The sequence below is a fragment of the Kitasatospora sp. NPDC056783 genome (assembly GCF_042789895.1).
Lineage (GTDB): Bacteria > Actinomycetota > Actinomycetes > Streptomycetales > Streptomycetaceae > Kitasatospora.
The window spans coordinates 1-10517 of the sequence record NZ_JBHUAF010000305.1 but is presented as its reverse complement, the minus strand read 5'-3'; the positions used below and the strand labels follow the sequence as shown (position 1 = coordinate 10517).

General features: G+C 75.9%; 4 protein-coding genes and 1 pseudogene. 2 read left to right on the top strand and 3 right to left on the bottom strand.

The genetic code is table 11. From position 1 onward, the window contains the following. Both ACFRMQ_RS30985 and ACFRMQ_RS30980 read right to left on the bottom strand, forming a co-directional pair. The coding region (locus ACFRMQ_RS30985; RefSeq protein WP_380734020.1) for a glycosyltransferase at nt 1-1063 on the bottom strand (1063 nt) is incomplete at its 3' end. A gap of 166 nt (nt 1064-1229) precedes the next feature. Further along, a complete protein-coding gene (locus tag ACFRMQ_RS30980; RefSeq protein WP_380734019.1) occupies nt 1230-2408 on the bottom strand; it encodes a mechanosensitive ion channel family protein in 1179 nt (392 codons plus the stop codon). A gap of 491 nt (nt 2409-2899) precedes the next feature. On the opposite strand from ACFRMQ_RS30980, the pseudogene ACFRMQ_RS30975 reads away from it, so the two are divergent. After that, nucleotides 2900-3409: pseudogene (locus tag ACFRMQ_RS30975) on the top strand (HNH endonuclease); the annotation flags it as partial. A gap of 266 nt (nt 3410-3675) precedes the next feature. Here ACFRMQ_RS30975 and ACFRMQ_RS30970 read toward each other — a convergent pair. After that, entirely contained in the window at nt 3676-7644 is a 3969-nt protein-coding gene (locus ACFRMQ_RS30970; protein WP_380734018.1) for a beta-N-acetylglucosaminidase domain-containing protein, read from the bottom strand. A 535-nt stretch (nt 7645-8179) separates the two neighbouring features. Here ACFRMQ_RS30970 and malQ point away from each other — a divergent pair. Beyond that, nucleotides 8180-10291: a 4-alpha-glucanotransferase gene (gene malQ, locus ACFRMQ_RS30965; protein WP_380734017.1), complete on the top strand. Its 2112-nt coding sequence runs from the start codon at nt 8180-8182 to the stop codon at nt 10289-10291. Nucleotides 10292-10517: the final 226 nt, after the last annotated feature.

Genomic DNA, 10517 nt, shown 5'->3' with positions numbered 1-10517 from the left:
CCTGGAGGGTGTCCGGCGCGGCCCGCCCGAGCAGGGCCACCGCAGCGCCGACGTCGGCCAGATGGCGGGCGTTGTGCTCCTGCTCGTTCCCGGCCGACGTCGCCAGCGGGATGAACACGGCCGCCCGGCCCAACGCGGTCAGCTCGGCCAGCGTCCCCGCGCCGCTGCGGGAGACGACCACGTCCGCGAGGGCGAGCACGTCCGGCAGCTCCGGGCCGACGAATCCGGTCACCAGGTACCGGGAGCGCAGGTGGTCCGGCAGCGCCGCCGCCCGATCCCGCAGCCGCTCCTCGTGGCTGGGCCCGCACTGGTGGACCACGTTGGCGTGGCCGAGCAGCCACGGCAGGATCTCGCTCACCAACTCGTTGATCTGTTGCGATCCCTGTGCACCACCGGTGACGTACACGGTCGGCAGGGAACGGTCGAAGCCCCACAGCCCGAGCGCCTGGACCGCCTTGTCACCCTGCCCGGTCAGCACCTCGGGGCGTACCGGGTTTCCGGTCACCACGGCGGTGGCGCGCGCGGCCTCGGGCAGGAACTCCAGCGTCGATTCGGAGGAGACCGCGACCCGGGTCGCCATCCGGGCCAGGGCCCGGTTGCCCAGGCCGAGCCGGACGGTCTGCTCGTGGACCACCAGCGGCCGGTGACACATCCGGGCGGCCATCCCGACCGGCACCGCGACGTAGCCGCCCGTGCCGAGCACCACGTCCGGGCCGAACTCGGCCACCGCGGAGCGGGCCTGCGCGACGCCCAGGGGAACGCGGCCCATGTCCTTGATGTTGGCGGGCGACACCAGCTTGAGCGGATTGGCGTAGCGCCGGATCTTCCCGGTGGCGACGGTCCTGAACGGGATGCCCTCGGCCGCGGTCACCTTGGCCTCAAGGCCGGCGGCGGTGCCGATCCACAGCACCTCCAGTGCGCCGCCCGCCGCGGCGAGGCGTGAGCGCAGGGCGCGGATCGCCGTGAGCGCCGGATAGGTGTGGCCACCCGTTCCGCCGCCGGTGACGATCAGCCGCAGAGGTCGGCCGAGGTGAGAGATGAGATCGCCGGTGTCGCGGTTCACGCCTGGAACATACCAGTGCCGCCGAAGATGGTTGACGAACAGCCAGGAAAGGTTCGCCGCATTTGATCGCAGGTGCGGCAGGCCGTGACAGACCGCCGCACCGGCTTCGCCCGGACAGCGCGAAGGCCCGCCCCCACCGTGGTGGGAGCGGGCCTTCGGCCGGGGCCTACGGCTTCGCCGTGTCGTCCGCGCCCTTCGCGGCCGGGATCGGCTCGGTCGCCCGGTAGCGCGGGGAGGCCGGGTCGGCCAGCGCGGAGGGCGCGGCCTGCTCGGCGGCGGGGGCCGGCGAGGGCGAGATGACCACCCCGGTCGCCCCGGCCACCGGCGCCACCGGGGCCTCCTCCTTGACCTTGATCCCGGCCTGGTCGAAGGCCGCCTTCAGCCGCTGGCGCAGCGCCCGCGACACCGAGGCCGCCTTGCCCGGCGCGGTCCGGGCCTCGACCCGCAGCACCACCGACTCCGGGGCGACCGACTCCACGCCCAGGATCGACACCGGCGCCCAGATCAGCTCGTCGTACGGGGCCTCCTTGGCCATCTCCTCGGCCGTCGCCAGGATCAGCTCCTCGACCCGGACGAGGTCCTCCTTGTACCCGACCTGCACGTCCACCGAGGCGGTCGCCCAGCCCTGGCTCATGTTGGCGATCCGCTTCACCTCGCCGTTGCGGATGTACCAGATCTCGCCGTTCGCGCCGCGCAGCTTGGTCACCCGCAGGCCGACCTCCAGCACGGTGCCGCTGGCCACCCCGGTGTCGATCTCGTCGCCGACGCCGTACTGGTCCTCCATGATCATGAAGACCCCGGAGAGGAAGTCGGTGACCAGGTTGCGGGCGCCGAAACCGATCGCCACACCGGCCACACCGGCGCTCGCCAGCAGCGGCGCCAGGTTCACCCCCAGCGCGGACAGCACCATCAGCGCCGCCGTGCCCAGGATGGTGAACGAGGCCACGCTGCGCAGCACCGAGCCGATCGCCTCCGACCGCTGCTGGCGCCGCTCGGTGTTCACCACCCCGGTGTTGGCCAGCAGGCCGCCCAGCCGGCTCTCCTCCTGGGTCTCCGAGCCGCGCGCCATCCGGCTGATCAGCTGGGTGATGAGCTTGCGCACCACGGCCCGCAGCACCAGGGCCAGCACGATGATGAAGATGATCCGCAGCCCGCCGGCCAGCCAGCCCTGCCAGTGGGTGTCGAACCAGCTGGCGGCCTGCCGGGTGGTGTCCGAGACCTCCTGCGCGCTGGTCGGTATCCGCAGGTCGAGCTCCGGCAGCTGTGCGGTCGGGCTCGGGGCCGGTGTCGGGTTGGCGAGCGTCAAGGACGCGTCGGACGGGCCGGTGGCACCGGAGCTGAACACGTGCGGACCTTCCTGGCTGGGTGCGTGTCGGGCCCGCACCGCCGGCAAGCGGCCCGCGGACCGTGCGCTCCAGCCTATCCGCCCCCGCGGACCCGCCGGGACACGCCGGGACACGCCGGGACGCGGCGGGAGGGCGTACGCGTCCTCCCGGACGCCCCGTCAACGCACCCGCGCGCTCCCTCCTGAGTGGGCTTCCGGGGAGGCCTCGGCCGTCCGGCACTGCTCCGGACGGCCGAACCGCGCCCCTGGCGGGCCACCCGGCGGAGCCGCCGGGGCGGGCGGCACCGCCACCCGGGTGCAACCCGACCTTCCCCCGGGCATACCGGCTATGACGGAGACCACACCCGGAGTTCACCTCAGGTCCGTTACACAGGAGTGGTGGCGCCGTACAAAGGCGTAAGGCGACACTGGGGGAGATCGCGCACGAGTGGCGCGATCCCACCGCTCGTCCCGGCGCGAGCCACGCGTCGCAGGCGTCCAAGGAGGCATCCGTGCCGCATGTCCTGGTCCTCAACGCGTCCTACGAGCCACTCGGCGTCGTATCGATGCGCCGCGCACTCATCCTGGTCCTCAACCACAAGGCGGTCAGCCTGGAGGATTCGGAAGTCACTCTGCACAGCGCCACCAGCGCCCTTCCGGCGCCGTCCGTCGTCCGTCTGACCCGCTTCGTGCGGGTCCCGTTCTGCGGGCCCGTCCCGCTCACCCGCCGGGCGCTGTTCGCCCGCGACCACGGCCGCTGCGTCTACTGCGGGGCCGCCGCCACCAGCGTCGACCACGTCATCCCGCGCAGCCGCGGTGGCCAGCACCGGTGGGACAACGTGGTGGCGGCCTGTCGCCGCTGCAACCACACCAAGGCCGACCGCCACCTCACCGAACTCGGCTGGCGGATGAAACGACCACCCGCGCCGCCCAGCGGCCTGGCCTGGCGCATCATCGGCACCGGGATCAAGGACCCGCGCTGGCGGCCCTACCTGGAACCCTACGGCGGCGCGGACCAACTGCGCGCCCCGCAGTGGGGGGAGTACGAGCACCGCGACCACACCGAGCAGCCGGCCCACCCCGTCCCGCTCGGCCGGGCGCACCCCGCCCACCCCGCCCCCGTCCGCCGCGGTGAGCAGCCCGAACCGCTCTCCGCCTGACCGCAGCTCCACAAGGGCCCGCCCGTCACACCGTCGGTACGCGCCTCATGGGCCGCCGAGCCCCCCGCACCGGGGAGCCGGCGGCCCGCCGCGTTCCGCCCGGCGGCACCGCGTGGCCGCCGGACCCGCTACGGCTTGGGCGCCTGCGGGCGCACCGCGAGCGAGGCCGGGGTGCCGTCCGACCGGGACTGCCCGGCCGGCGCACCGGGCGCACCGGGAGTGCCGGGCGCACCAGGCGTGGCCGGCCCGGCCGGCGCGGTCACGGCGTACAGCTCGACGCCCCACAGCGAGTAGCCGTACTTGGTGGCCCGGGCCACGCCCTGCACCCGGACGTAGCGCGTGCCGGGCGCGTCGAAGCGCACCGTCTCGTCGCCGCCCTTGCCGTTGTCCACCGTCGCCGCGTCCGTCCAGGTGTTCCCGTCCGCCGAGACCTGGATCCTGTACGAGGAGGCGTACGCGGCCTGCCAGTGCAGCACCGCCGAGCCCAGCCGGGTCGCCTGCGGCAGCTCCAGCCGCACCCAGGCGTCGTCCTTGGCCGGCGAGGACCAGCGGGTCTTGGGATCGCCGTCGGTGACCGCCGAGGCCGGGAAGTCCGCCGTCTCGTCGCCCGAGGAGGTGGCCTTGGCGCCGAGCGCGAGGTCGGGCCCGCCGGTGGGCGGCACCACGTGCACCTGGAGGACCTGCCGGACGGTGGTGCCGCCGGAGACGAACTGCACCGGCACCCGGTACGTCCCGGACGGGGTGTCCGCGGCGGCCGCGACCAGCAGCGGCACGCCCACCCGGCCGCCGCGCGGCACGCTCACCGGACCGGCCGGGGTGACGGTCAGGCCCTTGGCGGCGGCCGGCACCTCGGTGCGCAGCTCGCCGGTGGTGCCCTCGGGCCGGCCGGCCTCCAGGGTGGCCCGGGTCTGGACGGGCGCGGCCGCGCCGGTGACCACGTCCAGGGCCGGGTCGGCGAGGTTGAGCCGGGCCGCCGGGGCGTCCGCGTACCAGGGGATCACCTGGTTGACCACCGGCGGGTCGCCGCCGGGCTTCCAGGTCAGCCGGAACGCGTCGGCGGGCTGGCCGCCGGCCGGCAGCTCGTTGTAGCCGGGCTGCACGGTGCCGATGTCGGCCCAGGTGCCGTCGGCCCGGCGCACCGCGACGGTGGCGGTGGCGTGCACGGCGGGGTCGGTCAGCACGGTGAGCCGGTCCAGCGGCCGGGCCGCGCCGAGTTCGACGGTGAGCGGCTCGTCCTGCGCGGTCGGCGCCTTGGCGGCCCGGTAGGCGGTGTCCGGGTTGCCGTCCAGCACGGCGGCGGCGGCGGAGCCGGGCAGGGCGTCGGGGCCGCCGCTGACACTGGCCGGGGAGTCGTCCGGGGCGGTCACGGTGAACTCGCGCACCGCGACGGCGGTCTTCTGCGCGGCGGTGGCCCGCAGCCGCACCGCCCGGACCACGGTGCCGGGCGGGAGGTGGCCGCTGACCGTCTTCTGGTTCCTGACGGTGGCGAGCTGCTTCCAGCCGCCCTCGCCGGTGGAGTACTCCAGGACGCCGTCGCGGATGTAGTCGTCGACGGCGGTCCGGGCGTCCGGGCCGTCGCCCCAGCCGCCCATCAGCACCGTCACGCCGCTGACCGGGCGGCCCGCGCCGAGGTCCAGGCCGACCGAGTCGCCGGGCTGCGGGGGAGCGGAGCTCCAGTAGAAGGTGTCGGCCACGCCGTCGGTCATCAGCGCGGGCAGGTGGTCCTGCGCGGTGCCCATGGTGGTGGTCGGGGCGAGCGCGCCGCCGCCCACGCCGGCCCAGTTGTCGGCGGCGCGCACGGCGCGTTCCAGGAACGGGCCGAGCACCCCGGTGCCGACGGTGGCCGGGGCCCGGTCCAGCTGCTCGCGCAGCCGGTTGAGCTCGACCCGGGCCTTCCAGGCCGCGGCGCCGTCGCCGCCGTGCTGCGCCAGCAGCATGTCGAGGGCGGCCTGCCCGGCCAGCCCGTAGTCGCGCAGCGGGCCCAGCCAGGGCGCGGCCTCGCCGGCCAGCTGGGTGGTGGCCGGGGTGCCGGCCAGGGTCTGCTGGGCGGTGGCCATGGTGGTGAAGGCCTCCCGCAGCGGGGCGGCGGCCTCGATCAGCTTGGCGAGGTCGGGGGTGGCGCCGGAGGTGGGCTCGGCGGCCGCCCAGAACCGGTCGAGCAGCGGCGTCAGGTAGCCGGACTCCTGCTTGGACAGCGGGGAGGAGGTGCTGTTCCCGGCCAGCGCGGTGACGGCGGACAGCGCCGTCCCGGCGGGCGTCGCGGCGGCGCCGGTCGGCCCGGCCAGCGAGCGCACCGCGGCCCGCCAGGACTCCTCGGGCTGGTAGCCGGACGGGTTCCAGGCGAAGTCCCCGGCCGTGCCGACGGCGATCCGGGAGGCCACCGGCTGGCGCATCGCGCCGGTCAGCAGTGCCGCCGATCGGGTGGCCACCTCCGGGTCGCGCCCGGTGTAGGCGCCGAGGAAGAGCCGGTCCGGGCTGGCGTCGTTGACCGGGTAGTTGTCCATGGTGAGCAGCGGGTGCCCGTACAGCCCGGCGGTGTCGGAGGCCTGGGCGCCGGTGATCTTCTCCGGGATCACCCCGACCCCGCTCCAGGCCACCTGGACCCCCTCCGGCAGCGCCGCGGCCAGCGCCTTGCGGTACGGGGTGGAGCCCTGCTGGTGGTACTCGGTGGGGACGACCGACAGCGGCGCGAGGCCCGGGTTCTTCGCGATCAGCCGGTCCCGCACCTTGCGCACCAGCTCGGCCTGCGCCTTGGCGGCCGCGGCGGGCCCGGTGCCGTACTTGCCGCGGTCGCCGCCGCAGTGCCACTCGTCGTAGCTGACGTCCAGGAACTGGAGCTGGAAGGCGGTGAAGCCGAGGGCGCGCAGCCCGTCCAGCTTGCCCACCAGCGCGTCCACGTCCTTGCCGGAGCTGAAGCAGAAGGACTGCCCCGGGTCGATCGCGTAGCCGAGCGTGACGTGGTTCTGCCGCGCCCGGACGCCCAGTTCGCGCAGTTCCTGGGCCTGGGCGGCCGGGTAGGGGGTGCGCCAGCGGGAGAGCCGGTACGGGTCGTCACCGGGCGCGTAGAGGTAGAAGTTCTGCTTGGAACGGCCGAGGAAGTCCAGCTGCTCCAGCCGCTGCTGGGCGGTCCACGGGGTCCCGTAGAAGGCCTCCGCGGTGCCGCGCACGGGAGCGCCGGTCGGCCAGTCCCGCAGGGCGATCCCGGGCAGGCCGAGCCCGGCCGCCCCGGGGGCCTGCCCCTGCCCGGCCGGTACGGCGGCGAGCAGCTGGCGCAGGCTCTGCGCGGCGTAGAAGGTGCCGGTGGCGTCCGTGCCGGCCAGCACCACGGCGCCGTACGTGCCGCCGCCCTGGGCGGGCAGCTGACCGGCCGACAGCACGTACCCGCCGGCCGGCAGTCCCGCGGGCGAGGCCGCGGAGCCGTCCCCGCCGCCGGCCGCGGCGGCCAACTGGCGCAGCACCCGGCCGGGTTCGCCATCGGTGCCCTGGCCGACGTACACCACCAGCGAGCCGGCGGCCGGTGTCCCGGCGTCCGGTTGCGGCGTCACCTCGCTCGCCCCGGCGACCTCCAGCACCTCGCGGACGGCCCCGATCGCGGCGAAGTCCGCCTTGTCCCCGGTCACCAGCGTGACGGCGGACGGCACCGTGACGGGCTTGCCGGCGACCGTCTGCCGCTGCGGCTTCGGGAAGACCTTGGGGTCGGTCACACTGCCCAGCGGGGTCTGCGGCGCGGCGCTCACCACGGCCGCCGCCGAGCCGAGGGCGGACGCCGAACCGACGGCGGGTGCCGAGCCGACGGCGTGCGCCGTCGAGGGCACCGCCCCGGCCAGCAGCCCGCCGACCACCGCCGCAGCCGCGACTCCGGCCGCGATCTGCAGCGCCCGGCGGCCCGGCCGCCGCGCGGCGCGCTCCGCCCGTCCGGCCGATTCCGTCCGTTCCTCGCGCTCCGCCCGTTCCTCGCGCACCGATGCCAACAGTGGCTCCGTTCCCTTGAGGTCGGCGATCAGCCGGTCCGCCGTCCGCGGCACCAGCTGACGGCACGTCCGTGCGGTGGCCTGCCGCGCCGCCACCGCCGCGGGGTGGTGCACGACCTCGCGCAACGCCGGACTCTGCTCCAACTGCGACCGAAGCCGCCGCCCGGCCGCAACGGACACACGGGCTTGCACAGGGGCCTCCTCGCCAGGCCGGAACCACATCTTCGACAACCCCACCAGTCGGCTGATCAGGTGTCAACGCCGTCGACGGCTATGCCCGGTTTGCCGGATTCGGCCGAGCGTCGGGCCGGGCAGGGAAGCGACGGACGCCGCCGCCCGGAGGGTACCGGACGGCGGCGGCGCGGCCGCGGTCGGTGCTGGTCAGCGCCGGTTCGCGGCGGATGCGGGGAGAGGGCTCAGGCCTTCTCGGGGTCGGGCTCCCGGCGCCGGTTCGGGCCGGCCGCGCGGGCGCACAGCAGGCGGGCCGACCGCGGCCCCCTCTTCACCGCGCCCCACGGCTGGACCGCCACCGCCGACCGGCGGGGCGGGCCCCGGCCGTTCCGCCCGGCGCCGCCGTGTCGCGCTGGGTGATCGAGGCGTCACCCGGGTAGGAAAGTGGTCGTCCTGACCGGGCGTAGCCGAGACAGCGCAGGAGTCGCGAGTGGCCGCTTACCACGACAGTGACGGAGCCGGGCAGGTCCCGGCACAGGACGCCCCGCCGCCGCCCGCCGAACTGGTGGCGCTGGCGCGGGCGTACGGGGTGGACAGTCGGTACCCGGGGCCGGGCGGACGGTCGGTGGGGGCGCGGACGCTGGTGGCGGTGCTGGCGGCGATGGGGGTGGCGGCCGGGACGCCGCAGCAGACGGCGGAGGCGCTGGAACGCCACCGGGCCGAGCAGCGGGACCGGTTGCTGCCGCCCTGCGTGGTGGTCCGGCAGGGGCGGCGCACCGCCCTGGACCTGCCGGCGGACGCGCGGCTGCGGGTGGAGCTGGAGGACGGCGGCAGCTGGGAGCTGCCGCGCGGGCACTCGCACTGGGTGCCCGGCGACCTGCCGCTGGGGCGGCACGCGCTCACCGCCCGCAGCGCGGGGCGGACGGCCCGCGCCGCGCTGATCGTCGCCCCCGAACGGCTGCCGGGACTCCCCGGCCGCGGCTGGGGGTTCCTCGCCCAGCTGTACTCGGTGCTGTCCGACCGCTCCTGGGGCATGGGCGACCTCGGCGACCTCGCCGAGCTGGCGCAGTGGGCGGGCGCCGGCCTCGGCGCGGACTTCGTGCAGATCAACCCGCTGCACGCGGGCCTGCCCGCCAGCCCGTCCGACCCCTCCCCGTACCGCCCCTCCTCCCGCCGCTTCGCCGACCCGGTGCACCTGCGGATCGAGGCCGTCCCCGAGTACGGCCACCTGGCCGGCGACCGGCGCGACCGCGCCGAGGACCTGACCCGCCGCGCCGCCCGGCTGCGGGAGGAGGTGCTCGGCCACGACGGACTGATCGACCGCGACGCCGTCTGGCGGCTCAAGCGCGAGGCCCTCGAACTGCTGCACGGGGTGCCGCGCGGCCCCGGCCGGCAGGCCGGGTACGAGGCGTACCTGCGCCGCGAGGGCGAGTGGCTGCGCCGGCACGCCCTGTGGAACGCCCTGGCAGAGGAACACGGCCCCGACTGGCACCACTGGCCGAAGGGCCTGCGTCACCCGGACGGCCCACAGATCGGGCAGGCGGAGAAGGAGCTCGGAGACCGGGTCGAGTTCCACCGCTGGCTCGCCTGGCAGGTCGACCAGCAGCTCGGCGCCGCCCAGCGCGCCGCCCGCGAGGCCGGCATGGCGCTCGGCCTGATCCACGACCTGGCCGTCGGCGTCCACCCCGACGGCGCGGACGCCTGGGCCCTCCAGGACGTGCTGGCCGGAGGCATCGCGGTCGGCGCCCCGCCGGACGCCTTCAACGCCCACGGCCAGGACTGGGGCCTGCCGCCCTGGCGCCCGGACGCCCTCGCCCAGGCCGGCTACGCCCCGTACGCGGAACTGCTGCGGGGCGTCGCCCGGCACGCGGGGGCCCTGCGGATCGACCACGTGATGGGCCTGTTCCGCCTCTGGTGGGTGCCGGCCGGGCACCCGCCCACCGAGGGCGTGTACGTCCGGTACGACGCGGAGGCGATGCTCGGGGTGCTGGCGCTGGAGGCGCACCGGGCCGGGACGGCGGTGATCGGCGAGGACCTCGGCACGGTCGAGCCGGGTGTGCGGGAGGAGCTGGCGGCGCGCGGTGTGCTCGGCACCTCCGTCCTCTGGTTCGAGCGGGACTGGCAGGCCGACGGCGCCGTCCTGCCCCCGGACCGCTGGCGGCCGGGCTGCCTGGCCACCCTCACCACCCACGACCTGCCCAGCACCGCCGCCCGGCTCTCGGGCGAACACGTCGAGCTGCGGCACCGGCTCGGGCTGCTGGTCCGGCCGCTGGGGGAGGAGCAGGAGGAAGCGGCGGCGGAACTGTCCGACTGGCGGGCCGAACTGGCCCGGCTCGGGCTGCTCCGGCCGGGCGAGCCGCTGACGATGCCCGCGCTGTACGGCTTCCTGCGGGCGACACCGGCCCGGCTGGTCGGCGTCTGGCTGCCGGACCTGGTCGGCGACCCGCGGCCGCAGAACCTGCCCGGCACCTGGGACCAGTACCCGAACTGGCGCCTCCCGGTCGCCGACGGCACCGGCGCCCCGGTCACCCTCGACGACCTCGCCGCCACCCCCACCGCCCGCCTCCTGGCCCACCTCCTGGCCCCGCCCGGGCCGCACTGACCCCAGCCCCGCCCGCCAGGCCACCCCCGGCGCGCGCGCCCCCATAAGCAGGCAGTAAGTTGGAAACGTGGACAAGAGGAACGCTTTGCGAGCCGGCGCGGTCTCCGCAACGGTCACGCTGATGATGCTGCTGTCGTCGCCCGCCATGGCCTTCTCCAGGGACGACGGTGATGACCCCGGTACCGGCCTGAGCGTCGGTCAGACCCTCGGCCTGTACGTGTTTCTC